The following is a 25,904-nucleotide window of genomic DNA, read 5'->3' as shown; positions in this document are numbered from 1 at the left end:
AAATTTAATGCCGGAAATAAGTAACAGAGGAAACCGTCATGGGCCGATTATGGGGATTGTTGTGGCTGTGCAGCCTGCCGCTCTGGGCCGGGCAGATCATCATCACCAAGAGCGATGAGAAGATAGATGCCTTCGCCCTGCGCGATGAACTGGCCAGGGAGCATGAGTGGCAGGAGTGGTTGCGCCGCCAGGAGGCCCTGACCTGGCTGGAGGCACTGCCGGTCAACTGCGAGCTCAATCGCCAGCGCGGTGGCGGTTATCGTTGTGGGGATGACTATTATCGTCCCTACCGGCAAGGGGGACGCGACATCTATATCAAGGGGGATCCGGGCAGGGGCGAGAGCCCCTGAGCAGGCAGAGAGGGGATGTGCTCCGGTGAAACATAAAAGGCGCCCGATGGGCGCCTTTTATGGACTTGTCGAGGGAGACGCGGCTTATTTGGCGGCGTAACGCTCGGCAGAGCTCAGGATTTCGGCTTCGGCGGCAGCCTTGTCGCCCCAACCTTCCACCTTGACCCACTTGCCCGCTTCCAGCTCCTTGTAGCGCTCGAAGAAGTGCTGGATCTGGGCTTTCAGCAGCTCGGGCAGGTCGTTCACATCCTGGATGTGGTCGTACTGCTTGGTCAGCTTGGAGTGCGGCACGGCCACGATCTTGGCATCTTCGCCAGATTCGTCGGTCATCTTCAGCACGCCGACCGGGCGGCAGCGGATGACGGAGCCAGCCAGCAGCGGGTAGGGGGTCGGCACCAGCACGTCGACCGGATCCCCGTCCAGGGACAGGGTCGCGTTCACGTAGCCGTAGTTGCACGGATAGAACATGGGGGTGGACATGAAGCGGTCAACGAAGATGGCACCGCTGTCCTTGTCGACTTCGTATTTGATCGGATCGGCGTTTTGCGGGATCTCGATAACAACATAGATATCTTCGGGCAGGCTCTTGCCGGCCGGTACCAGGTTCAGGCTCATGGGGATTCCTTCAATGAGAGTCGAGTCGAGTTTGCAGGCCGATATTATAGCGATGTCCCGTCAAATGACCATATATGCGCGCCATGGCGCTCGGTTTGCCGTGACAGGCCCGGATTTTGCGGGCAAGGGGGCCTGCCCTGATCCCATGGCGGCAGGCTACTGTCGCAGGATCTGCGCCAGCCTCTGCTAAATTGCCGCCATCTTGCTAGAATGCCTGCTCTCTCTACAGCAAGGGCAAGCGGTATGCATATTCACATCCTCGGGATCTGTGGCACCTTCATGGGGGGGGTGGCGGTGTTGGCCAAGCAGCTGGGTTATCGGGTGACCGGCTCGGATGCCAACGTCTATCCCCCCATGAGTACCCAGCTCGAACAGCAGGGCATAGAACTGACCGAGGGTTATGACCCGTCCCAGCTCGATCCTGCGCCTGATCTGGTAGTGATCGGCAACGCCATGAGCCGGGGCAATCCCTGCGTGGAGTATGTGCTCAATCGCAATCTTCCTTACATCTCGGGTCCCCAGTGGCTGCTGGAACATGTGTTGCAGGATCGCTGGGTATTGGCGGTAGCCGGCACCCACGGCAAGACCACCACCGCCAGCATGCTGGCCTGGGTGCTCGAATACGCCAGGCTGGAGCCCGGTTTCCTCATCGGCGGCGTGCCCGGCAACTTCCCGGTCTCGGCTCGCCTGGGCTCGGCCCCCTTCTTTGTCATCGAGGCCGACGAGTACGACAGCGCCTTCTTCGACAAACGGTCCAAGTTTGTCCACTATCGGCCGCGCACCCTGATCATGAACAATCTGGAGTTCGATCACGCGGACATTTTCCCCGATCTTGCCGCCATCCAGCGGCAGTTCCATCATCTGATGCGCACTGTGCCGAGCAATGGCCGGGTGCTCTTCCCCCAGGCCGACGACAACCTCACTGCCGTGCGCAAGATGGGTTGCTGGAGCGAGGTGGAGCTGGTGGGTCAGGACGACGCCAGGTGGAAGGCGGTCAAGCTGGCTGATGATGGCTCCGCCTTCGAGGTGTGGCTCGATGGCGAGAAGCAGGGCGAGGTGCACTGGGAGTGCATCGGCGAACACAATGTCAGCAACGGTCTGATGGCCATTGCCGCCGCCCGTCATGCCGGCGTGACAGTGGAGCATGGCATGGCCGCCCTGTGCGCCTTCCACTCTCCCAAGCGACGGATGGAGCTCAAGGGAGAGGTGGCCGGGATCCGCGTCTATGACGACTTCGCCCACCACCCCACCGCCATCGAGACCACCCTCGGCGGTCTGCGCGCCAGGGTTGATGCCGCAGGCGGCCAGGCCCGCATCCTGGCGGTGCTGGAGCCCCGCTCCAACACCATGAAGCTGGGGGTGCACAAGGAGGAGCTGGCCGCCTGCTTCGACGAGGCTGACCAGGTGTTCCTGTTCCAGCCGAGCAACATCGACTGGGATCTTGGCGAAGTGACCGCCCACATGAGCCGCCCGGCCAAGGTGTTTGTCGATCTGGAGACCCTGATCGGTGAGCTGGTGGCCGAGAGCCGCGACGGCGATCATATCCTCATCATGAGCAACGGCGGGTTTGGCGGCATTCACGACAAGCTGCTGGCGCGTCTGCAGCAGCGGCAACCGGCATGAAGCGCATCACGCTCGCCCTGACCGGCGCCTCCGGGGCTCCCTATGCGCTGCGACTGCTCCAGTGCCTGGTGCAGGCGGACTATCAGGTGTTCGTGCTGGCCTCGTCGGCGGCCCGGGTGGTGCTCAAGACGGAGCAGGGCATCGACTGGCCCGTCTCCCCCAAGGCGCTCTCCGAGCAGCTCTGCCGCGAGTTTGGCGCCAAAGAGGGGCAGATCGTCGCCTGCGGCAAGGAGGAGTGGTTCTCCCCCGTGGCCTCCGGCTCGGCGGCCCCGAAGCAGATGGTGGTCTGCCCCTGCTCCATGGGGACCGTCTCCGCCATCGCCCATGGCGCCTCCGACAGCCTGCTGGAGCGGGCGGCGGACGTGGTGATCAAGGAGCGGGGCCAGTTGATCCTGGTGCCTCGCGAGACCCCCTTCTCGGCGATCCATCTGGAGAACATGCTGAGCCTGGCCCGTCTCGGGGTGACCATCATGCCTGCCGCACCGGGTTTTTATCATGAGCCGAAGAGTATCGAGGATCTGGTGGACTTCATGGTGGCCCGCATTCTGGATCATCTGGGGGTCGATCATGGACTCACCGCCCGCTGGGGGTATGCGGGCCCGCAAGCCTGAGGGCGGGTGAAGGAGAGTGCGAACAAAAACGGCGCCCAGGGCGCCGTTTGTCGTAGTGAGGGGGGTCAGGCCTGGATGGGGGCCGTCACGTACTTGAACAGAAACTCGGTCACCTCGTCGCGCGCCGGGCGCTGGGGGGAGTTGATCATCTGCATCATGACGTAGCCAAAACCGGTCAGGGAGCGGGCCAGATCCTGGGCGCTCAGCACGCTCTGGATTTCACCCTGGTCCATGGCGGACTGCAGCGCCGGAGTGATGCGCTCCAGCGCCTTGTCCAGCAGCATGGCATAGCGGGGCCACACCTCTTCCCGTACCGAGGAGCTCCACTCCAGCCAGATGTTGGCGTGATCCGGCTTGTCATAGGCCGCATCGACGAACAGCTGAACATGGCTGTGAATGCGTTCCCGGACCGGGCGGTTGCCCGCATAAGCCTGTTCCAGCATCTGGTGCACGAACTGCTCTATCTCGGTGAGCACCTCATCCACGAGTTCTTCACGGGTGTTGAAGTAGTTGAAAACGGTTGCAACTGACACCTTGGCTTGTTCTGCTATCTCGGCATGGCCTGCCCGGCCGATGCCGCGACGAGAGAATACCTCGATGGCACATTCCATGAGTTGAGTGCGACGGGCCTCCGGTGAAAGCCGGGTTCTCCGTCTTATTTCTGCGCGTGGTTCCATGATTTTTTCATCTAATAGTTATTGATTATGGTGTTTATAGTATGGTCACCGATAATGCCCGGGGGCGTGCTAACTCTAACAATTTAAATAAGCCGATAAAAGCATCACGTATGCCTGACGACCCCTGGCTAGGGTGGTAGAATCAACGGTTTTGATATCAATGAAGGGGCGGCCTCTGCTGACCCCAATGGAGTATGTGATGAAACACAACGTCGAGGTGATGATTTCCGAGGCCGAGGTGGCCGCCCGGATTGCCAAGCTGGGTGAAGAGATCACCGCCCGTTATCAGGGCTCGGATGAGGTGGTGATGATTGGCCTCTTGCGCGGCTCCTGTGTCTTCCTGGCGGATCTCTGCCGCCAGTGCCAGCTGCCCATCACCCTGGACTTCATGACCGCATCCAGTTACGGATCCGGCATGCACAGCACCCGTGACGTGCGCATCCTCAAAGACCTGGATGACGACATCAAGGGCAAGGATGTGGTGATCGTCGAGGACATCATCGACACCGGTTATACCCTCAACAAGGTGCGCGAGATCCTCTCCCTGCGCGAACCCAAATCCCTGGCCATCTGCACCCTGCTGGACAAACCGTCCCGCCGCGAGGTACACGTGCCGGTGGACTGGATCGGCTTCTCCATTCCCGACGAATTCGTGGTAGGCTGCGGCATCGATTACGCCCAGAAGTATCGAAACCTGCCCTTCATCGGCAAGGTGGTACCGCAGGAGTAATGTCGCTACATTGCTCATGCCTGCAGGCGGCCTAGGCCGCCTTTTCTGTCTCATAGATTCGAGATGGCACTTCGCCATCAGGGGATGTCATGAACGCACTGGAAATCAGCGGACTGAGAAAGACCTATCAGGGGGGCGTCGAAGCCCTTAAAGGCATAGATCTCACCGTCAAGCAGGGGGACTTCTTCGCCCTGCTCGGCCCGAACGGGGCGGGCAAGTCCACCACCATCGGCGTGATCAGCTCCCTGGTCAACAAGAGCGCCGGCAAGGTCAAGGTGTTTGGCCACGACATCGACACCGACCTGGAGCTGGCCAAGGCCCAGCTCGGCCTGGTGCCCCAGGAGTTCAACTTCAGCCAGTTCGAGAAGGTGAGCCAGATAGTCACTCACCAGGCGGGTTTTTACGGGGTGCCGAGGGCCGAGGCCAAGGTGCGCGCCGAGAAGTACCTGCGCCAGCTCGACCTGTGGGACAAGCGCGACATGGCGGCCCGTACCCTCTCCGGCGGCATGAAGCGCCGTCTGATGATAGCCCGCGCCCTGATGCACGAACCCAAGCTGCTGATCCTGGACGAACCGACCGCCGGGGTGGACATCGAGATCCGCCGCTCCATGTGGAGCTTCCTCAAGGATCTCAACGAGCAGGGGGTCACCATCATTCTCACCACCCATTACCTGGAAGAGGCGGAGATGCTGTGTCGCAACATCGGCATCATCGACAAGGGGCGCCTCATCGAACACACCAGCATGAAGAACCTGCTGGGCAAGCTGGGGCGCGAGACCTTCCTGCTGGATCTGGTGCCCGGCAGTCAGGTGCCGAGCCTGCCCGAGTTCAACGGCCGCATGCTGGATGAGCACACCCTGGAGGTGGAGCTGGAGAAGAGCCAGTCCCTCAACAGCCTGTTCGAGCAGCTCTCCACCCAGGGGGTGAAGGTGCTGAGCATGCGCAACAAGGCAAACCGGCTGGAAGAGCTGTTCGTCAACCTGGTAGAGGAGGGACGCAAAGCATGAATCCCATGACCTATTACATCGCCTTCAAGAGTATCCTGGCCAAGGAAGTGAGCCGCTTCACCCGGATCTGGATCCAGACCCTGGTGCCGCCGGCCATCACCATGAGCCTCTATTTCGTCATCTTCGGCAACCTCATCGGCTCGCGCATCGGCGAGATGGGGGGCTTCAGCTACATGGAGTTCATCGTGCCCGGCCTCATCATGATGTCGGTCATCACCAACTCCTACTCCAACGTCGCCTCCTCCTTCTACAGTGCCAAGTTCCAGCGCAACGTGGAGGAGCTGCTGGTGGCCCCCGTGCCCAACTACATCATCATCGCCGGCTACGTGGGCGGCGGGGTAGCCCGGGGTCTGTGTGTCGGCCTCATCGTCACCCTGGTGTCGCTCTTCTTCGTGCCGCTCCAGGTGCATCACCTGTTCAGCGTCTGCCTGACGGTGCTGCTCACCTCCATCCTGTTCTCCCTGGGGGGGCTGATCAACGCCGTGTTCGCGAAGTCGTTCGATGACATCAGCATCATACCGACCTTCATCCTGACGCCGCTCACCTACCTGGGTGGGGTCTTCTACTCCATCACCCTGCTGCCGCCGTTCTGGCAGGCCGTCTCCCAGGTGAACCCCATCATCTACATGGTGAACGCGTTCCGCTACGGTTTCCTCGGCATCTCCGACGTGCCGCTCGGCACCGCCTACCTCATCATCATCGGCTTCATTGTCGCCCTCTACGGTCTGGCCTGGTGGCTGATCTCCCGCGGCACCGGGCTGCGCCACTGAGTGACAACCAATGAAAAAGGCGCCTTCGGGCGCCTTTTTCTTTGTCTGGTGCAGAGCCTCAAAGGGCAGGGGCGTCATAGTCCGCCGGTTCGTCACTGTAGACGCAGACGTTCCACTTGGCCGCCAGGCCGTCCTCGGCCAGGCAATATCGCTCGAAGAAGGCCTTGATCTCGGCGCGCTGGCAGTGGGCCTCGAAACAGGCCATGTTCTGCCAGATCTCGTTGAAGACGATGGGGAAGCTCTCCCCCTCGGCAAAGGGGCTCTGGATATGGCGGGTGACTCTGTATTGCAGGCAGCCATCTTCGCGCAAGGTGTTGGGTTCCAGCCCCTGGAGCACGGCGAACAGGGCCTGTTCCTGGCCGGGCTTGGGCAGGAACTGGGCGATGCAATAGACCTTCTTGGACACGGTATTCTCCTGATCAGGGGTGAGTGAGGGGAGCGACGCAGTTGTCGATGAGGCGGGCCTTGCCGAGGAAGGCCGCCATCAGGATCACCAGGCGCTGGCTGGCGGCGCTGGCCGCTTCGAGGGTGTCGGCATCGACGATGTCGATGGCGTCCGTCCTGAACCCGGCTCCGTCGAGACGGGCGCTGGCGGTGGCGACCAGGGCGGCCAGATCCCGGTTGCCCCCGGCGATCTGCCCGGCTATCCAGTGCATGGTGCGCGCCAGTTCGGGGGCGATGGCCCGCTCCTCGGCGGTCAGATAGCCGTTGCGCGAAGAGAGGGCCAGCCCGTCCTCGGCCCGCACCGTCGGCACCCCGACGATCGCGATGGGCATGGCCATGTCGGCCACCATCTTGCGAATGAGGGCCAGCTGCTGGTAGTCCTTCTGGCCGAAGCAGGCCACATCCGGTTGCACCAGGTTGAACAGCTTGGTGACGACGGTACTGACCCCGCGAAAGTGACCCGGGCGCAGCGCCCCTTCCAGCAGGGAAGAGATGCCGGGTACCTCGACGAAGGTCTGGCTGGCGAGCCCCTCCGGATACATGATCTCCGGGGTCGGGGTAAAGACCAGGTCGACACCGGCGGCCTCGAGGGCGGCGCAGTCCTGCTCCAGGGTGCGCGGATAGTTGGCGAGATCTTCGGCCTTGTCGAACTGCATGGGGTTGACGAAGATGCTGACCACCACTTTCTCACCGTGGCGGCGGGCCTCATCGACCAGGGTCAGATGGCCCTGATGCAGGTTGCCCATGGTGGGGACGAATGCGATGGCGCGCCCTTCGCGGCGCCACTGGCCGATCTGTTCACGCAAGGGGAGGGGGTTGTTCACGACCAACATCGGCGGTTCACCTTCAGAGGAGTCAAACAAGAGAGGGGTAAATCGGTCTGACGGACGATGGGAGACGGGGCGCCGGCCCCGTCTCGACACGGTCAGGCTCAGTTGAAGCAGTGTTCGGGGCCCGGGAAGGTACCCTCGCTCACCTGCTGGATGTAGAGCCGTACGGCGGCGTGCATGTCACCGGTCTCGGCCAGGAAGTTCTTGGTGAACTTGGGCACATAGCCGGAGGTGATGCCGAAGGCATCGTGCATCACCAGGATCTGGCCGTCGGTGGCCGGGCCTGCGCCTATACCGATCACCGGAATGCGCAGCGCCTTGGTGATGCGCTCGGCCAGGGCGACCGGTACGCACTCGAGCACCAGCAGCTGGATGCCCGCTTCTTGCAGGCAGAGGGCCTGACGGTAGATCTCCTGGGCGTGGAACTCGTCACGGCCCTGCACCTTGAAACCGCCAAACACGTGGACGGATTGCGGGGTCAGCCCCAGGTGGCCACAGACAGGCACGCCGTTGCGGGTCAGGTGGCGGATGCTCTCGCACAGCCAGTCGCCCCCTTCCATCTTCACCATGCGGGCGCCGGCGGCCATCAGGCGGGCGGCATTGCCATAGGTCTGCTCCGCCGTGGCGTAACTCATGAAGGGCAGATCGGCCACCACCAGCGCCTTGTCGGCGCCGCGGGCCACGCAGCGGGTGTGGTAGACCATGTCATCCATGGTGACGCCCAGGGTGTCGCTGCCCCCCTGCAATACCATGCCGAGGGAGTCGCCGATGAGCAGCACCTGGGCCCCCTCGTCGTCGAACAGCTTGGCGAAGGTGGCATCGTAGGCGGTGATGGCGGTGATTTTATGACCGTCCTGCTTCATCTTCAGCAGGCTGGCGGTGGTGATCTTGCTCACTTGAATGGCTCCTAGGGGTGGGCTGCCGGGGCTATGATGGCGAGATCATTGCGCGGGCAGCGGGCGACCAGGTCGTTGAGCGGGGTGCCGCAGGGCAGCACCAGAGCGGGCGCGATCTCGGCCAGGGGCAGCAGCACGAACTCCCGCTCCTTCATGCCGTAGTGGGGGACGGTCAGCCGCTCGCTCTGGATGCACTCGTCACCATAGAGCAGCAGATCCAGGTCCAGGCTTCTCGGCCCCCATCTCTCTTCCTTGCGCACACGTCCTTGTTCCAGCTCGATGCTTTGCAGTTGATCCAGCAGGGCCAGGGGGGGGAGCCGGGTCGTCAGGCGAATCACGGCGTTGACGTAGTCCGGCTGATCGGCCGGCCCCATGGGGCGGCTGCTGTAAAAGGAGGAGGCCTGTTGCACTGCGCTCTCTGGCAGGGCCGCCAGTGCGCTGACGGCGCGGCGAGCCTGGCCGAGGGGGTCGGCCAGGTTGGAGCCGATGGCAACATAGACCTCGGTCATCATTCTGCCGCTCTGGGCTTGCGACGACGGGGGCGGCGACGGTTGCGGCCATTGCCGCTGCGCTTCTCGCCCTGGGGTTTGTCCGCGCTCTGGCGATCGCTGCCGCGGGTCGCTTCCCGTTGCAGCTGGGGGCGCACGTCCGGGTTGGACTCCAGATAGCGTTCCCACCAGCTGGCCAGCTCGCCCAGGCCCCGTTCGACCCGGTTGCGCAGCAACAGGAAGTCGAAGGCGGCGCGGAACTTGGGATGTTCCATGGCGCGCTCAGGGTGACGCCCCTGACGACGAGTCAAGCGGCTCTGCAGGGCCCAGATGTCGCGCACGTCCGTGGTGAAGCGGCGCGGCACAGCGATGATCCGTACCTGGGCGTCGAGCACCTCGTTGATGGCCAGCATGAAGGCGTCATGCCAGGGCAGGCCGCTCTCGTTCTCCAGCACCCGGGCCCGGGCCTCGACACAGCCCCACAGCAGGGCGGCGTAGAGGAAGGCGGGGGTGACCCGCTTCTCTTCGCGCACCCGGGTGTCGGTATCGGTCAGGGCGTGTTCGATGAACTGCTCGAATGGCGAGTTGCCGTGGGGGGTAAACAGGGCGGCAACCTGGGGGAAGAGTTGCTGGAACAGACCGTATTCCCGCAGCAGCTTGTAGGTGGCCAGACCGTCCCCTGCCAGGAACAGCTTGAGGGTCTCCTCGAACAGGCGGGCCGCCGGAATGTCTTGCAGCAGCGGTGCCAGCTCCCTGATGGGGGCGGCAGTGCGCGGGCTGATGTGCATGTCCAGCTTGGCGGCGAAGCGCACGGCGCGCAGCATGCGCACCGGATCTTCCCGATAGCGGGTCTCGGGGTCGCCGATCAGCTCCAGTTTGCGCTCGGCCAGATCCTCTATGCCCCCCTCGAAATCGTGCAGGGTGAAATCCTTGGCGCTGTAGTAGAGGGCATTGACGGTGAAGTCGCGGCGCTCGGCATCCTCTTCGATGGTGCCGTAGACGTTGTCCCGCAGCAGCATGCCTTCATCGCTCTGGGCCGAGATATGGCGGCTGTTGTTGACCTGGTGATGGTGACCCCGGAAGGTGGCGACCTCGATCACGTCGCGGCCGAACACGATATGGGCCAGGCGGAAGCGGCGACCGATGAGGCGGCAGTTGCTGAACAGCGCCTTGATCTGCTCCGGGGTGGCGTTGGTGGCAATGTCAAAATCCTTCGGCGTCCTGCCGAGCAGAATGTCCCGGACTCCTCCGCCGACCAGATAGGCGTCATAGCCGCCCTTGTTGAGGCGATAGAGGACCTTGAGGGCATTCTCACTGATCTCTTTGCGCGAGATGGGGTGCTGGTCACGGCTCAGCGTGCGTCTTGGTCCGACGCTCGGCTGGGCGGCAGTCTGGACAGGCTCTTGAGTCGCGATAGACTCTTCGCCCTCTTCCTTGCCGAGCACCTTGCGGCAAAAGTTTGCGATCTGGGAAAAAATGGTACACCTCTTCATGACTTCAGATTGACGGAAGGCCGACTTGAAAACAGCGGCCTATCCTGGTTCAGCTGGATGGGTGGCCGAAAAATAGCGGCCTATCATAGCTCAGCCTTGACCAAATGAAAAACCGCGCGGTCCGGGGTCAGGTTCCCGGTGCCGGTTGTGGCGTTTTCGGCACCCGACTCAGCCGCCAGTGGGCTATGGCCCAGGCGATGATCTCATGGATCGGGCAGGCGGCCAGCGTCTCGGGCGGCTGCTGGCCGAGAAAGCGCAAGGCCTGGATCAGGGTGGGTCTCACCTCGTCCAGGCACAGGGCCGGGGCATGGTTCTGCTTGGACAGCTTGTTGCCATCCCCCAGTACCGCCAGCGGCAGATGCACCCAGGCGGGCACCTCGGCCCCGAGCGCCTGGTAAAGCGCGATCTGGCGCACCGTGGGCTCGAGCAGATCGGCGCCGCGCACTATTTCTGTGATGCCCGCATCCATGTCATCCACCACCACCGCCAGGTTGTAGGCATAGAGCCCGTCCCGGCGACGGATGATGAAGTCCTCCTCTGCCAGGGCGGGGGCCACCTGGATGGTGCCGAGCAGGCCATCCTGGAAGCCGTAGACGGGGTGGCGCTGGCGGATGCGGGCGGCGCAGCCCTGGGGGGCCAGCCCCAGCTCGCGGCAATGGCCGTTGTAGAGGCCGCCCCTGGCCGCTATCTCGCGCCGGGTGCAGCGACACCAGTAGAGATCCCCGTCCCGATAGAGGCGCGCGATGATCTCGTCGTAGCGGTCATGGCGCCAGCTCTGGTACACCACCTCGCCATCCCACTCCAGGCCGTAGGCCTCCAGGGCCTGCAGGATCAGGCTGGCCGCCCCGGCCATCTCCCGCGGCGGATCCAGATCTTCGATGCGCACCAGCCAGCGTCCCCCACGGGACCGGGCCTGCAGGAAGCTGCCCAGCGCCGCGACCAGGGAGCCAAAATGGAGCGGACCGGACGGGGAGGGGGCGAAACGTCCCACATAGGGGGCACAGATGGCTGGATTCAGGGGCATGACGACAGAGACGAGGTAAGCATGGAGGCGCCATTCTCGCGCCGGGGTGGTAAAAGCTCAATAAAAAAGGGAGCAGTGTGCCCCCTTTTCTATTCCGACCGGGCCAGGGCCCGGATGGTGCAAACGGTGGATCAACCCGCCATCTGTTTCTCTTTGATCTCGGCCAGCGTCTTGCAGTCCACGCACAGATCGGCGGTAGGACGTGCCTCGAGGCGGCGGATGCCGATCTCGATGCCGCAGTGTTCGCAATAACCGAAGTCGTCATCGTCCAGCAGCAGCAAGGTCTTCTCGATCTTCTTGATCAGCTTGCGCTCACGATCGCGGGTGCGCAGTTCGAGGGCAAATTCCTCTTCCTGTGCGGCGCGGTCCACGGGATCCGGGAAGTTGGCAGCCTCATCCTTCATGTGATCGACGGTGCGGTCCACTTCCTGCATCAATTGATTGCGCCAGGCACCCAGGATCTTGCGGAAATGAGCCTTCTGTTGGTCATTCATGTACTCCTCACCCGGCTTCTCCTGGTAAGGTGCGACTCCCGCAATGGCCAGGGGGCCCAGAGATTTCCTGATTTCGCCTGTTGGCATGCCCTGTCTCCTAATTCAGCACGCAATCGTGCCATCCATAAATTGAGGGCGGTATCTATAGCAGAAGGGTAACGGCTAGGCAAACGAGCAGTGCCAAATATGTTATCCAATCCCACTTTTATCAGCCACACTCGGGTCGCACAAAACAGATTCAAATGGAATAAATCCATCAGGTTCCATGCGCTGCACCCCAAGATGGGGGCGGTAGCATAAAATTTCAACCCCTGCCAACCGAGCCTGCTCAACAAGCTGACTATAGTGCGGATCTATCCAGGTTGCCGGGCGAACCCGAATGATACCCGTGTGCAGCACCATGAACAGCAGCACGGCCCTGTGGCCCGCCGCCTTCATGGCCATCAGCTCGCGCAGGTGCTTGGCGCCCCGTGCCGTCACCGCATCGGGGAAGTAGCCAAGGCCGGCCCCCTCCCGCTCGTCGAGCAGGGTCACCGACTTCACCTCTATATAGCAATCCGCCCGGCCCTGGCCCTGCAGCAGGAAGTCGATGCGGCTGTTCTCCTCGCCATACTTCACTTCGGCCCTGAGGGTGTCATAGCCAGCGAGGGGGGCGAGGGCGTCTCGCTCGAGCAGTTCTCGTGTCAGCGTGTTGGCCCGGGCCGTGTTGACGCAGATGAGGTGACCGGCCGGGCTCTGGGCTATCTCCCAGCTGTGGGGCAGCTTGCGCTTGGGGTTGTTCGAGGTGGAGTACCAGACCCGGGTGCCCGGATCGGCGCACCCTGTCATGGCTCCTGTGTTGGCGCAGTGAATGGTGAGCTCCTGGCCATCATCGAGCAGTATGTCGGTGAGGAAGCGCTTGTACCGGCGCAGCAGCAGGCCGGATTGCAGGGGGGGATCAAATTCCATCTGTGTTCTTTGCTCGTGGTCGCAGGGGCCAGCAGGCCAGGGGCTCATAGCTGACCCCATCCGGGGTAGAGGTGGATTGATAGAGGCAGAACCGGGTGGCCTGCAAGAGAAAGTCGGGAGCCGGGGTGGCGGGGGCCTCCCCCGCCTTGCGCGACAGGGTGACATGGGGGGTATAGCCCTGTTCGCCATTGCCAAGGCCGATGCGCTCGCCGTGGCGGCGCAGTGCCCTCGCCAGCACGGTCAGCTCGTTGGGCCACTGTCGTGGGCCAACCCAGGCCGCCTTGGCCCGGGGAAACCAGCCGGTGCGATCCAGGGCGATGGTCAGGGGCGGGCAGTGCTGGCGCGCCCCCGCCGCGAGCAGCTGCTCGCGCTGCTGCTCGCTGGCTTCGCCGAGGAAGGCCAGGGTCAGGTGCAGGTTGGCCTGGGGCACCCCCTGGCCTGGCCAGGGGAGCCGATCGCGCCAGGTGACGAGGGGCAAGCTGATCTCGTCGAGGGGCAGGGCAAAAAAGAGTCGGGACATGCATTTGGGTTCACGCTGATGCCAGGGCCCCATTCTATGGCAGAATAGGCGGCGTTTTTAAGCCAGTTACAGAAGGTTTTCGCCGCTTTGTCCCCATTACCCATAGTTGCCGTGTTGCCCGAACTGTTTGCCGCCCTGGAGGCGGGGACCAGCGTGATCCTGCAGGCGCCCCCCGGTGCGGGCAAGTCGACCCTGCTGCCCCTGGAGCTGGTGCGCCAGCAGCGGCTGCCCGGGCGCATCATCATGCTCGAGCCCAGGCGCCTCGCGGCGCGCAATATCGCCAGCTTCCTGGCGCGCCAGCTCGGGGAGAAGGTGGGGGAGCGCATCGGCCTGCGGGTGCGAGGGGAGAGCCGGACCAGTGCGGCCACCCGGCTCGAGATAGTGACCGAAGGGGTGCTGACCCGGATGTTGCAGCAAGACCCCGAGCTGACCGGCGTGTCCCTGGTGATCTTCGATGAATTCCACGAGCGCAGCCTGCATGCCGACACCGCCCTGGCCTTCGCCATCGAGAGCCAGCAGGGGCTGAGGGAGGAGCTCAGGCTGCTGGTGATGTCGGCCACCCTAGAGGGCATGGCCCTCGAGGCGCTGTTGCCGGACGCCCCCGTCATTCGTGCCGAGGGGCGCAGCTTTCCCATCGAGTACCACTACCGTCCCGCCAATCGCCAGCAATGGCTGGAGCCCCAGGTGGGCGCCGTGGTGCTGGAGGCGCTGGCGGCCCGGCCGGGCAGCGCCCTGGTGTTTCTGCCGGGGCAGGGGGAGATTGAGAGGCTCGCCCAGTGGCTGGAGGGGAGGCTGCCGGACGACGTGCGCCTCGCTCCCCTCTATGGTCGGCTCGACATGGCGGCGCAGCAGGCCGCCATCGCCCCGGCGCCGGCCGGTCAGCGCAAGCTGGTGCTCACCACCAATGTGGCGGAGACCTCCCTCACCATAGAGGGGATCGGCATGGTCATCGACAGCGGGCTGGAGCGGCGCGCCAGCTTCGACCTGAGAAGCGGTGTCACCCGGCTGGAGACCCGTCAGATCGCCAAGGCATCCGCCACCCAGCGGGCGGGCCGGGCCGGTCGCCTCGGCCCCGGCGTCTGCTACCGGCTCTGGAGCGCCGAGGTGCAGGAGCGTCTTCCCGAGCAGAGTCCCCCCGATATCCTGACCCAGGAGCTGACCGGTCTGCTGCTGGATGCCGCCCAGTGGGGCGCCAGGGTGGAGAGCCTGCCGCTGCTGGATCAGCCCCCGGCGGCGGCCCTGGCCAGCGCCCGGCGGCTGCTGGTGACCCTGGGGGCCATGGCGCCGGGGAGCGAGCAACAGCTGACCCCTGGCGGCAGGGCCATGGCGGCCCTGGGAACCCATCCTCGTCTGGCTCGCCTGTTGCTGCGGGCCCGGGAGCTGGAGGCCGAGGGTCTGACAGGGATTGTCGCCGATGCCGCTTATCTGGTGGCACTGCTGGAAGAGGATCTGCGAGGATCCGAGCGCCTCGGCGTGCTGTTTCATCGCCGTCAGGGCGCCCTGCGCCAGGGGGCGGCCCGCTGGTTCGAGCGCCTCGGGCTCAGGGCTGGCGCCGCGCAGCCCGGTCCCCAGGGGCAGTGGCTCGGCCTGCTGTGCGCCCTCGCCTGGCCGGACCGGATAGGCAAGCTGCGCAGCGGCCATCGTTATCAACTCAGTGGTGGGGTGAGCTGCGATCTGGTAGAAGGTCATCCCTGTCAGGGCGCCCAGGCGTTGGTCGCCGTCGAGATGGGGCAAAATGATCGCGGCAGCCGCATCTTCATCGCCGAGCCCGTGATGCTGGACGAGCTGGTGCGCCAGCTGCCCGAGCTGGTGAGCGAACGGCAGTGGTTCGACTGGGACGAGCGGGAGGAGCGGGTGCGGGCCGAGCGCCAGCAGGTGATCGGCGAGCTGGTGCTCGGCCAGCGGCCCCTGGAGGATCTCTCCGACGAGCAGAAGGGGCGCTGTCTGCTGCAGGGGATCCGCCGCAAGGGGTTGCACGTGCTGCCCTGGGACGAGGGCAGCGAGGGACTGCTGGCCCGGTTGTGCTGCGCGGCCGACTGGCTGGCGGACGAGGGCTGGCCCGCCATGGACGACGAGAGCCTGCTGGCGCGCCTCGAGGAGTGGTTGCTGCCGGCCCTGAGCGGCATGACCCGGCTGGAGCAGCTCAAGAGGCTGAACCTCTCCGAGCTGTTGCGCCAGTCCCTGCCCTGGCCCCTGCCCAGGCGGCTTGACGAGGCGCTGCCGAGCCACTTCACCGCCCCCACCGGCAGCCGGGTGCGGATCCGTTATCAGCCGGGCCAGGCCCCGGTGATCCCGGTGCGGATCCAGGAGATGTTCGGTCAGGCCAGCACCCCCTGCGTGGCCGATGGCCGGGTGGCCCTGGTGGTGGAGCTGCTCTCCCCGGCTCAGCGGCCGTTGCAGATCACCGCCGATCTCGGCGCCTTCTGGGCGGGCTCCTACGAGCAGGTGAAGAAAGAGATGAAGGGGCGCTATCCGCGCCACTACTGGCCTGACAACCCGCTTGAGGCCATGCCGACCCGGGTCACCAAGAAAAAGATGGGATTGCAGGAGTAGCCGACGGGGCAGTGATCGGTCGGCACGACCAGAACAAGATGGCGGTGGCACAGTCCCCCTCCACAACAGGCATCGCAGGCCGCTCGCATCAGCGGGATGGCGAGGAGAACGACAAGAGGATTTATGGCAACCCAACGACGCAAGCGCACGCCCAAGAAGGCGGCGCCCAAACGCACCCTCTGGCGCACCCTGTTCTGGCTTGGCTTCAAGCTATCCCTGGTGGTTGCCGCCTTCCTGGTGGTCTTTGGCATCTATCTGGATACCAAGGTGCGCGAGCGCTTCGACGGCGAGAAGTGGCAGCTGCCGGTCATGGTCTACAGCCGCCCGCTGGAGCTCTACCCGGGGCAGCGACTGTCGCGGGATCAGATGCTGCGCGAGCTCAAGATGCTGAGCTACAAGCCGGTGCGCCAGCCCCATACCCCGGGCGAATACAGGGTGGAGGGCAATACCATAGAGCTGGTGCGCCGGCCGTTCGACTTCTATGACGGCGCCGACAAGGCGCGCGCCATGCGGCTCTCCTTCAACGGGCCCCGGCTGGACAAGATCCAGTCCATGGAGAACCAGCGCCAGCTGGGGTACGCCCAGATGGACCCCGTGCTGCTGGACAGACTCAATCCCGAAGGGCGGGAGGATCGTCTGCTGGTGCGTCTGGCCGAGGTGCCCGACAGCCTGCTCGTCACCCTGCTCACCACGGAAGACAGAGACTTCTATCAGCATGGGGGGGTGAGCCCTGTGGCCATCATGCGCGCCATGGCGGCCAACCTGCTGGCGGGACGCACGGTGCAGGGGGGCAGTACCCTGACTCAGCAGCTGGCCAAGAACTTCTTCCTGACCCGGGAGCGCAGCCTGTGGCGCAAGCTGCAGGAGGCCTACATGGCGGTGCTGATTGACTACCGCTACAGCAAGGACGAGATCCTGGAGGCCTATCTCAACGAGGTCTATCTGGGGCAGAACTTCTCTCAGGGGGTCTACGGCTTCGGGCTGGCCTCCTACTTCTACTTCGGCGTGCCGGTCAACGAGCTGGACATCGATCAGGTCGCCCTGCTGGTGGGGCTGGTGAAGGGGCCCTCCTATTACGATCCCTGGCGCTATCCGGAGCGGGCCAAGGCGCGTCGGGATCTGGTGCTGAAACTGCTGGCAGACCATGGCAGCCTGACCCAGCCCGAGTACCAGCTTGCCAGCAAGCAGCCACTTGGCATTATCACCCGGGGCAAGATGAGCTATGGCCGTACCCCGGCCTTCATGAATCTGCTCAAGCGTGAGGTGCAAAGCCGCTTCGGCGGGGATCTGCTCAGCCAGTCCGGCCTCAAGATCTTCACCAGCCTGGATCCCATCGCCCAGCACGCCGCCGAGCAGGCGGTGGAGTCGGGGCTGGCCACCATAGAGAAGCAGCGGGGCAAGAAGAAGCTGGAGGCGGCCATGGTGGTCTCCGACTGGCGCAAGGGGGAGGTGGTCGCCCTGGTGGGGGGACGGGATCCCCGCTACGCCGGCTTCAACCGTGCCCTGGATGCCCGTCGCCAGATAGGCTCCCTGGTCAAGCCGGCCGTCTATCTCACCGGCCTCTCCAGCGGCCTGACCCTGGGCACGCCGCTCAAAGATCAGCCCATCCGCATTCGCGGCAAGGATGGCCAGCTGTGGACGCCCCAGAACTATGATCGCAAGTTCCGCCAGAGCGTCCCCCTGATGGAGGCGCTGGCCCACTCCCTCAACGTGCCCACGGTCAACCTGGGCTTGCAGGTGGGACTGGACAAGGTGGTCGACACCCTGCACAAGCTGGGGGTCGAACAGGAGATCCAGCCCTATCCTTCTCTGGTGCTGGGGGCGGTGGCGCTCTCGCCCATGGAGGTGAACCAGATGTATCTGCCCATCGCCAACCAGGGCCTGACCCAGCCGCTGTCGGCCATTCGCGCCGTGGTGGGAGGGGATGGCAAGCTGGTGTATCAGCATGATCAGAGCGCCAAGCGGGTCGCGGATCAGGATGCCAGCTGGCTCACCCTGTTCGCCATGACCAAGACGGTGAGCGAGGGCACGGCGCGCTCCCTCACCGCCCGCTTCCCGGGCATCACCATGGCGGGCAAGACGGGTACCACCAACGAGCTGCGGGACTCCTGGTTCGCCGGCATGGACAACAGCGAGCTGGTCAGCATCTGGGTCGGTCGGGATGACAACACACCGGCGGGTCTGACCGGCTCCAGCGGTGCGCTCCAACTGTTCAGCGGCTATCTGGGCCAGCGGGGGGTCAACAGCCTGACCCTCAACATGCCCAAGGGGGTGAGCTGGGCCAGCTTCGCCCGCACCAGCGGCACCCGGGTCTCGGCCAACTGCCCCGGCAGCCTGCAGGTACCGGCCAGGCTGGCCAGTCTGCCGGCTCCCGCCAGTTGCGGTGGCAGCCCGGACAGCGCCCTGGATCAGTGGTTCAGCGGTTTCTTCAACTAACCTGTGATGGGCTGCGACGGCAGCCCATTTTTGTCGGAGTCTGCATGCGTTCACCCCTGCTTGGCGGTATCCACCATCTGGCCATCATCGCCAGCGACTATCAGGTCTCCCGGCGCTTCTATCACGAGGTGCTGGGGCTGCCCATCATCAACGAGACCCTGCGCGAGGCGCGTCAATCCTGGAAGCTGGATCTGGCCCTGCCAGATGGCAGCCAGATAGAGCTGTTCAGTTTTCCGTCCCCCCCGGCGCGACCGAACCGGCCGGAGGCATGCGGTCTGCGTCATCTGGCGTTTCGGGTGCCCGCCCTGGCGCCCGTGCTGGCCCATCTCGAGTCCCATGGCATCGCGGTGGAACCGGTCCGGGTCGATGAACTGACCGGTTGCCGCTTCACCTTCTTTGCCGATCCCGATGGCCTGCCCCTCGAGCTGGTGGAACAGCCCTGAGCGGTATATAAGGAGCATTGAGTGACATATGGCGCCCTGGATGGCAGCTGTGCCAGCAGGGGAGGCGGCCGCCAGATCGGCTCACTCAACCCCCCATTCGAAACAAGGGATAGCCCCGGCAGGCAGATCAGGGCGTGACCCTGCCCAGGGTCGACACAGGATCAGGAGAAGCGGATGACAAGAGGGAGCTTGAGGCGCGGAGCCGCCCTGCTGGGGTGGCTGATGCTGAGCCTGCTGCCGGGGACCGGGGCCTGGGCCGCCTCCGACTGGACGCTGGTGCGAGAGCAGGGCCCTGTCCGGCTCTGGGCCAGAGCCAATCCCCCCGGCCCCTTCCAGGCCCTCAGGCTGGAGATGCGGGTGGCGGCCAGGCCTGCCGCCCTGCTGGCGGTGCTGCGGGACACGGTCAATCACAGGCAGTGGCTGCCGGGCAGCCGGGAGGTGCGACTGCTCGCCAGACCAACTCCCCTGGAGGATCTGGTCTACACCCGCTTGGCGGCGCCCTGGCCTGCACAGGACAGGGAGCTCATCACCCGCTCCCGCCTCGAGTGGCTGCCCGGTTGCGGCCTGCGCCTGCGGGTCTGGGCCGACGCCGATGCGCTGCCTCCTACCCAGGGACTGGTGCGGATCCGCGCAAGCCAGGGGTTGTGGCAGGCGACGCCGCTCGGGGCGGGGGAGAGCCTGATTCGCCTCGAAACCTACACCCACCCCGGGGGCCAGCTGCCGGGTTGGCTGGTCAATCAGGTTGCCGCCAGGTCCGCCTTCGAGAGTTTCGTGGCAATAAAGCGTTTGATGGAGGACGGCAAGAGGACCGGCCTCATGGTGGCCCAGCTCTGTCCGTCCGGGCAGTGACGGTCTGATCCATGTTAAAAAGCGAGCCGGGATGAACCGGCTCGCTTTGGGCTTGGGCTCATCGGCAACAGTGGTCGTCGCGAAATGACCAGGGGTGAGTCGATGAGGCGAGGGACGGGCCCCCGACCACAAGTAATAGCAGAGCCGTTCGGATTCTTCCCCTCTATTCCTGCATGCAATGAGATCGCCCTGATATTGGGATTCTTCCACTCTATTTCTGCATGCAATGAGATCGCCCTGATATTCGGGTTCTTCCACCCTTATTCCTGCATGCAATGAGACCGCCCTGATATTCGGATTCTTCCACTCTATTTCTGCATGCAATGAGATCGCCCTGATATTCGGATTCTTCCCTTCTGTTCCTGCATGCAATGAGATCGCCCTGATATTCGGGTTCTTCCACTCTTATTCCTGCATGCAATGAGATCGCCCTGATATTCGGATTCTTCCCCTCTATTCCTGCATGCAATGAAATCACCCTGATAACGGGCTCCTCCCCTGATTGATGCTCGTGGGCGTCATGGCGCTACTTGTCTGGCGGTGCCGGGCGCTGGCTGGCCTGCACCAGGGCCGCCTCCGCCCGGGCGCCGAGGAAGACATAGAGGCCAAGGCCCACCAGCAGACCCACGGCGCAGGCCATCACCCCCACCGCGGGCCAGAGCAGCTCGGTCTGGCCGAGGGAGCCCTTGAACAACAGCAGCAGTCCCTCGATGGAGACGGCGATCAGGATGGCGGCGATGAAGCGGGTGATGGTGCGGCGGATGGCGCTGTGGCGAAAGATGTCCTTATGAAGCAGCACCTCCTCTTCCAGTATGGTCTTGCCCAGATCGAACACCGCCAGCGCCAGAGTCAGGAAGATGATGGCGCTGAAGGCCCCGAGCCGGTTGCGGCTCTCGCCACAGGCGAGCAGGTAGAGCTCGTGCAGGCCATGCCAGATCAGGCTGGCGACGATGAGAAACAGCGCCACGCTGAGCAACACATAGACCAGCTTGAACCAGGGGGTGAGCCTGCGGCGTTGCTTGTCCCCCATCAGCCAGGCGATCAGCCCCTGCAGGTCGAGGGTGATGAGGCGCCCTTCCCCCTGCAGCTGAAGGTGCAGCTCGCCCTGGGCGGTGGGGTAGGGGGCCAGTATGGTGACGGGTCCCTCCTGGCGGGCCGTGGTCAGTACGAAGGGGTAGCGTGCCAGCGCCTTGTCCGGGTGCTGGAGCAAACCGAGCATCAGCAGGTGCAGCTCGGGCTCGTACTCCTGATAGCGGCGAATGAGGTCGATGGGGCTCATATTGGCCATGGGTACCTCCAGAGGATTGCCGAGAAACAGTGTCTTGCACCGAGACTGCAAGTTATGGGCCCATATTGATGGTCCGAGATGACGCCTGTGTGGCGGTCGGGTGATGAGATCCTGTGGCAACTTGGGGCAAGGCGCAGGTTTGGCACCAGTTTGGTGCAAAGGGGCAGGGCAGAAGGGCCCGGGCGTTCGCCCGGTTTAGCGTTAAAGAGGGGCCGAACGGCCCCTTTTTAGACAGGGTTCGGCGCGGCTCAGGCCTGAGCCAGCCTGGCAAAGCAGCGATCCGCCGCCGCCAGGGTGTGGGCTATCTCCTGCTCGCCGTGGGCCAGGGAGAGGAAACCGGCCTCATAGGCGCTCGGTGCCAGGTAGACACCCTCTTCCAGCATGAGGTGATAGAAGCGCTTGAAGCGTGCCATGTCGCAGCGCTTGACCTGATCAAAGCGGCTGATCTCGGCCTCGTCGGTGAAGAAGAAGCCGAACATGCCCCCCACATGGGTGATGGCGAGGGGGATGCCGTGTTTGGCCGCTGCGGCCTTGAGCCCTTCGGCGACGGCAGCGGTCTTCTCGGCCAGTTGCTGGTGCAGGCCGGGGGCTTGCAGCAGATCCAGCATGGCGAGCCCGGCCGCCATGGCGACCGGATTGCCGGAGAGGGTGCCGGCCTGATAGACGGGGCCGGTCGGCGCTATGTGCTGCATCACCTTCTTCTTGCCGCCGAAGGCGCCCACCGGCATGCCGGCGCCGATGATCTTGCCGAGGGTGGTCAGGTCGGGATCCACCCCGTAGTGGGCCTGGGCGCCGCCCAGGGCGACCCGGAATCCGGTCATCACTTCGTCGAGGATCAGCAGGGCGCCAAATTGATCGCAGATGGCACGCAGTCCTTGCAGGAAGCCGGGCAGGGGCGGAATGCAGTTCATGTTGCCCGCCACCGGCTCGACGATGATGCAGGCGATCTCGTCGCCATACTGCGCGAAGGCGTCCCGTACCGAGTCCAGATCGTTATAGACGCAGGTGAGAGTGTGTTTGGCGAAATCGGCGGGGACGCCCGGGCTGTTGGGCTGGCCCAGGGTGAGGGCGCCGGAGCCTGCCTTGACCAGCAGGGAGTCGGCATGGCCGTGGTAGCAGCCTTCGAACTTCACTATCTTGTCGCGACCGGTATAGCCACGGGCCAGACGAATGGCGCTCATGGTCGCCTCCGTGCCCGAGTTGACCATGCGTACCTGCTCCATGGAAGGCACCAGCTCGCGAACCTTCTGGGCCATCCGCACTTCGATCTCGGTGGGGGCGCCGTAGCTGAGGCCCTTTTCGACCGCGGCAATGACGGCGGCCTTGATGGTCGGGTGATTGTGACCCAGCAGCATGGGGCCCCAGGAACCTATGTAATCGACATAGGCCTTGCCATCCACATCATAGAGATAGGCGCCGTCTGCGCGCTCGATGAAGAGGGGAGTGCCCCCCACGCCGTTGAAGGCGCGTACCGGTGAGTTGACGCCGCCGGGAATGGTCTGGCAGGCCTGTTCAAACAGCTGATCTGATTTTGACATGGATCATCCTTAATGGGATTTTGACCGTCACTGCAGGGGGCGAGGCGGATCCAGGCTCGGCAGTCGCGCCTCGACAGGGTATGCTCATGCTTCTCGCAACCCGGCGCACTCAGGTGCCCAGTGACATTTAAACGGGCCGACTATAGCAGAAAGCCCTCTGGTGGGCAGCAGGCCGGGTCTTATCCAACCGTAGGCAACGGGTTTTCTCATGGCGCAAGACAGTCTCTTCTCATCTGATCCGGTACCGGCCGGCTCCCATCCTCGACTGGTGCTTCGGCTCATTCAGCAGGACAAGATGCCGCTCTGGGTGCTGCTGCTTGCCGCCATCGTCGGCATCCTGGCTGGCCTGGTATGCGGACTGTTTGAATCTGGCGTCAGCTGGGTGATCGCGCAGCGCGGTCTGCTGCTGGCGGATCGTCCCTGGTGGCAACTGCTGCTGATGGGGTTCGCCATCAGCGCCCTGCTCGGCATGGTGGGCTATTTTCTGACCCACACCTTCGCTCCCGAGGCCGGAGGATCCGGCATTCCCGAGATTGAGGGCGCCATGGAGGACCTGCGGCCGGTGCGATGGTGGCGGGTGCTGCCGGTCAAGTTCTTCGGAGGCATCTGCACCCTGAGCTCCGGCATGGTGCTCGGCCGTGAGGGACCCTCGGTCCAGATCGGCGGCAATGTCGGCAAGATGGTGGCCGATCTCTTCCGGCTGCCCAAGGAGCATGGTCATGCCCTGCTGGCCGCCGGGGCCGCCGGCGGGCTGGCGGCGGCCTTCAACGCGCCTCTGGCCGGCATATTGTTCGTGATGGAAGAGATGCGTCCCCAGTTTCGCTACTCCTTCCTTGCCATCAAGGCGGTCGCCATCTCGGCCGTGATGGCAACCCTGACCTTGCAGAACATGAAGGGGCAGCACCCTGTCATAGCCCTGCCCCACTATGATGCCCCGGCCCTCAAGGCTCTCTGGCTGTTTCTCTTCATGGGGGCGGCATTCGGGGTGCTGGGGTTTGTCTTCAACAAGCTGGTGCTGGCCTGTCAGGATGGCTATCTGGCCCTGCATCAGAACAAGCGCCACCGCTTCGTTGCCATCGGCATGCTGGTGGCGGGCACCTTCGGCGTGCTGTCGCTCTTCGTCCCTTCGGTGACGGGAGGGGGCACAGATCTGATCCCCCAGTTGATGGACGGCGGATATGCGATGGCCACCCTGTTCGTCATCTTTTCGGTGCGGCTGGTGGCGACCCTGGTCTGCTTCTGCTCGGGGGCGCCAGGCGGGGTGTTCGCACCGACCCTGGCGTTGGGGACCCTGTTCGGGCTGGTCTTTGGCTATATCTTTCACGCCGCCTTCCCCGACCTTGGCATAGAGCCGGGGGCCTTCGCCATCGCCGGCATGGGAGCTCTGTTCGCGGCAACCGTGCGCGCCCCCGTGACCGGGATAGTGCTGGTCACCGAGATGACAGACAACTATCAGCTCATACTGCCCATGATGATCACCACCATAGGGGCCACCATAGTGGCGCAGTGGCTGGGGGGACGACCCCTGTATTCCCAGATCCTGGAGCGCACCCTGCGCATGGCCGAACGGCTGCGTCTCGCCGACACCAGCAAGGCGGGCTGATTGTTGCGGTCGATGCTCATATATAGTCAGAACAGGGGAGAGCCAGACGAGGTGATATGCCCATGACACAGAAGTGGCTACTGCTTGGGGCACTTGCCCTGGGATTGCTGGGCGGATATCTGGTCGGCAATCGCCAGGAACTGGCCCAGAGCAGCCTGCTCGAGGTACAGCAGCAGACCCTGGCGCGCCAGACCGAGGCTATCGCCAGGCTCGAATCGGAACTCGGGATAAAGGATACCCGGCTCGCCACCCAGCAGGCTGCCTTCGAACAGCTGCAGCAACTGCTCAAATCCCAGGAGACACAAACCCAGGAGTTGAAACGCCAGCTGGCCTTCTTCGAGCGGATCATGCGTCCGCAAGGGGAGCAGAGCGGCGTGGTCATCGACAATCTGACGGTGCAAGAGAGCAACGTGGCCAACCGCTACCACTACCGCCTGGCACTGACCCAGCCATCCAAGCAGCGGGAGCTGTTTCGCGGCCAGGTCCAGATACGCATAGAAGGCAGCCAGGATGGTCAGCCCAGGAGTCTGGGGGAGCGGGATCTGCAGATGAAAGCGGGAGCAGGACGCTACTCTCTGCGTTACTTTCAGTTGCTGGAAGGGGATTGGCAGTTGCCGGAAGGATTTATCCCGGACCGGGTGCGGATCACCATAGGGAAAAACGGCCGTCAGCCCGAGCAGGAGCTGCTGGTAGAATGGAGCCAGGTGCTCAAACCCCTATTGGGCGCCCCGAGCGAGCAGACCCCGGCAGGGGCGACCACCACCCAGCCGGGCGAGGTTGGCTTGGTGAATACTTGAACTAAATGGTCGGGTATTGGATAATTTCGCGGTTTCCATGTTTGTGGATGTCATGGTTGTGAGGTCAGTAATGAGTGCAGTAGCAGAAGCCCCGTTGCCAATCCAGATGACGGATGCGGCGGCAAAGAAGGTGAAGACCCTGATCACCGAAGAGGAAAACCCCGAACTCAAGTTGCGGGTATATATCACGGGCGGTGGCTGCTCTGGCTTCCAATATGGTTTTACCTTCGATGAGAAAATCAATGAAGGCGACACCGTGGTGGAGAAGAACGGCGTCACCATGGTGATCGATCCCATGAGCCTGCAGTACCTGGTCGGCGGTAGCGTCGACTACAGCGAGGGCCTGGAGGGATCGCGTTTCCTGGTAACGAACCCCAATGCCACCACCACCTGTGGTTGTGGTTCCAGTTTCTCCATCTAACACACGCTGTCAGGTAAAAGGGCCCCCAGGGGCCCTTTTACACATCTGCATGGCACATGAACAGGATGCAGTTCAGGTCTCGACAGCCACCATCCTGACCTGGTTCAGGTCAGGGAACGTTGAAATTCTGACCCTATTGAGCCTCTGTGCGGCGAATCCCACCAATGTTTGCTCAATGTTTAAACGAAATTGTGATTTATCAAAAAAACATGCAATTTATGCTTGTCATCACACTCCTGCCCCCTATAATGCGACCCCATCAGCACGGCGCAGTGCGCGGCTGGTCTGGCTTGCAAAGCAACCCAGTGAGGGGTATAGTTTCAGACCCTGCTCTTTAACAATTTGAATCAAGCAATCTGTGTGGGCACTCACAGCATCGAGCATCAAAATTAATTTTTGATTTTCAATGTCTGGTGAAGTGACCAAGACGATTTCTTAGCAATAAGAAGTCGAACA

Annotated in this window: 26 protein-coding genes; 13 read left to right on the top strand and 13 right to left on the bottom strand. The window is 63.5% G+C overall.

Going from position 1 to position 25,904, the window contains the following annotated elements; translation table 11 throughout:
- The first annotated feature begins 38 nt into the window (after window positions 1-38).
- Window positions 39-350 carry a hypothetical protein gene (locus tag ACEUCR_RS18850; RefSeq protein ID WP_408791818.1) on the top strand — a complete coding sequence of 104 codons (312 nt, stop codon included), beginning with the start codon at window positions 39-41 and terminating at the stop codon, window positions 348-350.
- Between the two features lie 84 nt (window positions 351-434).
- On the opposite strand, the gene ppa is transcribed toward ACEUCR_RS18850, so the two are convergent.
- Window positions 435-965: an inorganic diphosphatase gene (ppa, locus tag ACEUCR_RS18845; RefSeq protein ID WP_041992003.1), complete on the bottom strand. Its 531-nt coding sequence runs from the start codon at window positions 963-965 to the stop codon at window positions 435-437.
- Between the two features lie 243 nt (window positions 966-1,208).
- Between ppa and mpl the strand changes: the two genes are divergently transcribed.
- Complete coding sequence (gene mpl / locus ACEUCR_RS18840; RefSeq protein ID WP_408791816.1) at window positions 1,209-2,588, top strand: UDP-N-acetylmuramate:L-alanyl-gamma-D-glutamyl-meso-diaminopimelate ligase; 1,380 nt, start codon at window positions 1,209-1,211, stop codon at window positions 2,586-2,588.
- A complete protein-coding gene (locus tag ACEUCR_RS18835) occupies window positions 2,585-3,199 on the top strand; it encodes a flavin prenyltransferase UbiX (protein WP_408791814.1) in 615 nt (204 codons plus the stop codon). The genes mpl and ACEUCR_RS18835 overlap by 4 nt, the downstream gene beginning before the upstream one ends.
- A gap of 65 nt (window positions 3,200-3,264) precedes the next feature.
- Here the strand turns inward: ACEUCR_RS18835 and ACEUCR_RS18830 are convergent, their stop codons facing one another.
- Window positions 3,265-3,876 (bottom strand): TetR/AcrR family transcriptional regulator, encoded by a 612-nt coding sequence (locus ACEUCR_RS18830; RefSeq protein ID WP_111873266.1) that lies wholly within the window; start codon window positions 3,874-3,876, stop codon window positions 3,265-3,267.
- 199 nt (window positions 3,877-4,075) lie between these two features.
- Between ACEUCR_RS18830 and hpt the strand changes: the two genes are divergently transcribed.
- The 3 genes from hpt (at window position 4,076) to ACEUCR_RS18815 (ending at window position 6,383) form a co-directional block, all read left to right on the top strand.
- Complete coding sequence (gene hpt, locus ACEUCR_RS18825; RefSeq protein WP_041994787.1) at window positions 4,076-4,606, top strand: hypoxanthine phosphoribosyltransferase; 531 nt, start codon at window positions 4,076-4,078, stop codon at window positions 4,604-4,606.
- A gap of 89 nt (window positions 4,607-4,695) precedes the next feature.
- Complete coding sequence (locus ACEUCR_RS18820) at window positions 4,696-5,613, top strand: ABC transporter ATP-binding protein (protein ID WP_041994784.1); 918 nt, start codon at window positions 4,696-4,698, stop codon at window positions 5,611-5,613.
- A complete protein-coding gene (locus ACEUCR_RS18815) occupies window positions 5,610-6,383 on the top strand; it encodes an ABC transporter permease (RefSeq protein ID WP_041994781.1) in 774 nt (257 codons plus the stop codon). Before ACEUCR_RS18820 ends, ACEUCR_RS18815 begins: the two co-directional genes overlap by 4 nt.
- A 58-nt stretch (window positions 6,384-6,441) precedes the next feature.
- Here the strand turns inward: ACEUCR_RS18815 and ACEUCR_RS18810 are convergent, their stop codons facing one another.
- The 9 genes from ACEUCR_RS18810 to thpR all read right to left on the bottom strand — a co-directional run bounded on the left by ACEUCR_RS18810 (window position 6,442) and on the right by thpR (window position 13,520).
- Entirely contained in the window at window positions 6,442-6,789 is a 348-nt protein-coding gene (locus tag ACEUCR_RS18810) for a putative quinol monooxygenase (RefSeq protein ID WP_408791812.1), read from the bottom strand.
- A 13-nt stretch (window positions 6,790-6,802) separates the two neighbouring features.
- The gene (gene panC, locus ACEUCR_RS18805; RefSeq protein ID WP_041994775.1) at window positions 6,803-7,660 is read right to left on the bottom strand and encodes a pantoate--beta-alanine ligase; all 858 of its coding nucleotides are present in this window, start codon (window positions 7,658-7,660) and stop codon (window positions 6,803-6,805) included.
- Between the two features lie 98 nt (window positions 7,661-7,758).
- Window positions 7,759-8,553: a 3-methyl-2-oxobutanoate hydroxymethyltransferase gene (gene panB / locus ACEUCR_RS18800; protein ID WP_111873269.1), complete on the bottom strand. Its 795-nt coding sequence runs from the start codon at window positions 8,551-8,553 to the stop codon at window positions 7,759-7,761.
- Between the two features lie 11 nt (window positions 8,554-8,564).
- Entirely contained in the window at window positions 8,565-9,062 is a 498-nt protein-coding gene (gene folK, locus ACEUCR_RS18795; RefSeq protein WP_408791892.1) for a 2-amino-4-hydroxy-6-hydroxymethyldihydropteridine diphosphokinase, read from the bottom strand.
- A complete protein-coding gene (gene pcnB, locus ACEUCR_RS18790) occupies window positions 9,062-10,534 on the bottom strand; it encodes a polynucleotide adenylyltransferase PcnB (RefSeq protein ID WP_041994769.1) in 1,473 nt (490 codons plus the stop codon). Before pcnB ends, folK begins: the two co-directional genes overlap by 1 nt.
- A gap of 127 nt (window positions 10,535-10,661) precedes the next feature.
- Entirely contained in the window at window positions 10,662-11,558 is an 897-nt protein-coding gene (gluQRS, locus tag ACEUCR_RS18785) for a tRNA glutamyl-Q(34) synthetase GluQRS (protein WP_408791810.1), read from the bottom strand.
- 131 nt (window positions 11,559-11,689) lie between these two features.
- Window positions 11,690-12,139 (bottom strand): RNA polymerase-binding protein DksA, encoded by a 450-nt coding sequence (dksA, locus tag ACEUCR_RS18780; RefSeq protein ID WP_041994763.1) that lies wholly within the window; start codon window positions 12,137-12,139, stop codon window positions 11,690-11,692.
- A 102-nt stretch (window positions 12,140-12,241) separates the two neighbouring features.
- Window positions 12,242-13,000 carry a DNA/RNA nuclease SfsA gene (sfsA, locus tag ACEUCR_RS18775; RefSeq protein ID WP_041994760.1) on the bottom strand — a complete coding sequence of 253 codons (759 nt, stop codon included), beginning with the start codon at window positions 12,998-13,000 and terminating at the stop codon, window positions 12,242-12,244.
- Window positions 12,990-13,520, bottom strand: coding sequence for an RNA 2',3'-cyclic phosphodiesterase (gene thpR / locus ACEUCR_RS18770; RefSeq protein WP_041994757.1), 531 nt, complete (start codon window positions 13,518-13,520; stop codon window positions 12,990-12,992). The genes sfsA and thpR overlap by 11 nt, the downstream gene beginning before the upstream one ends.
- An 87-nt stretch (window positions 13,521-13,607) precedes the next feature.
- On the opposite strand from thpR, the gene hrpB reads away from it, so the two are divergent.
- The 4 genes from hrpB (at window position 13,608) to ACEUCR_RS18750 (ending at window position 19,801) form a co-directional block, all read left to right on the top strand.
- Entirely contained in the window at window positions 13,608-16,073 is a 2,466-nt protein-coding gene (gene hrpB, locus ACEUCR_RS18765; RefSeq protein ID WP_408791807.1) for an ATP-dependent helicase HrpB, read from the top strand.
- 123 nt (window positions 16,074-16,196) lie between these two features.
- Entirely contained in the window at window positions 16,197-18,509 is a 2,313-nt protein-coding gene (gene mrcB / locus ACEUCR_RS18760; RefSeq protein WP_408791805.1) for a penicillin-binding protein 1B, read from the top strand.
- 44 nt (window positions 18,510-18,553) lie between these two features.
- On the top strand, window positions 18,554-18,952 hold the full coding sequence (gene gloA2, locus ACEUCR_RS18755; protein WP_408791803.1) for an SMU1112c/YaeR family gloxylase I-like metalloprotein: 399 nt from the start codon (window positions 18,554-18,556) through the stop codon (window positions 18,950-18,952).
- A gap of 174 nt (window positions 18,953-19,126) precedes the next feature.
- A complete protein-coding gene (locus ACEUCR_RS18750) occupies window positions 19,127-19,801 on the top strand; it encodes an START domain-containing protein (protein WP_408791802.1) in 675 nt (224 codons plus the stop codon).
- 526 nt (window positions 19,802-20,327) lie between these two features.
- Here the strand turns inward: ACEUCR_RS18750 and ACEUCR_RS18745 are convergent.
- Together ACEUCR_RS18745 and hemL are read right to left on the bottom strand one after the other, a co-directional pair.
- On the bottom strand, window positions 20,328-21,089 hold the full coding sequence (locus ACEUCR_RS18745; protein ID WP_041994742.1) for a hypothetical protein: 762 nt from the start codon (window positions 21,087-21,089) through the stop codon (window positions 20,328-20,330).
- 248 nt (window positions 21,090-21,337) lie between these two features.
- Entirely contained in the window at window positions 21,338-22,627 is a 1,290-nt protein-coding gene (hemL, locus tag ACEUCR_RS18740; protein WP_408791800.1) for a glutamate-1-semialdehyde 2,1-aminomutase, read from the bottom strand.
- A 208-nt stretch (window positions 22,628-22,835) separates the two neighbouring features.
- Here hemL and clcA point away from each other — a divergent pair, with 208 nt between their 5' ends.
- The 3 genes from clcA (at window position 22,836) to erpA (ending at window position 25,448) form a co-directional block, all read left to right on the top strand.
- Complete coding sequence (gene clcA, locus ACEUCR_RS18735; protein WP_041994736.1) at window positions 22,836-24,230, top strand: H(+)/Cl(-) exchange transporter ClcA; 1,395 nt, start codon at window positions 22,836-22,838, stop codon at window positions 24,228-24,230.
- 56 nt (window positions 24,231-24,286) lie between these two features.
- Complete coding sequence (locus tag ACEUCR_RS18730) at window positions 24,287-25,027, top strand: DUF6776 family protein (protein ID WP_374704018.1); 741 nt, start codon at window positions 24,287-24,289, stop codon at window positions 25,025-25,027.
- Between the two features lie 70 nt (window positions 25,028-25,097).
- Window positions 25,098-25,448, top strand: a complete 351-nt coding sequence (gene erpA / locus ACEUCR_RS18725; RefSeq protein ID WP_041994731.1) for an iron-sulfur cluster insertion protein ErpA — start codon at window positions 25,098-25,100, stop codon at window positions 25,446-25,448.
- The last annotated feature ends 456 nt before the right edge of the window (window positions 25,449-25,904 follow it).

Source organism: Aeromonas bivalvium (assembly GCF_046078285.1).
In the GTDB taxonomy this organism is placed as follows: domain Bacteria; phylum Pseudomonadota; class Gammaproteobacteria; order Enterobacterales; family Aeromonadaceae; genus Aeromonas; species Aeromonas bivalvium.
This window is presented reverse-complemented; position numbering and strand designations above follow the sequence as displayed.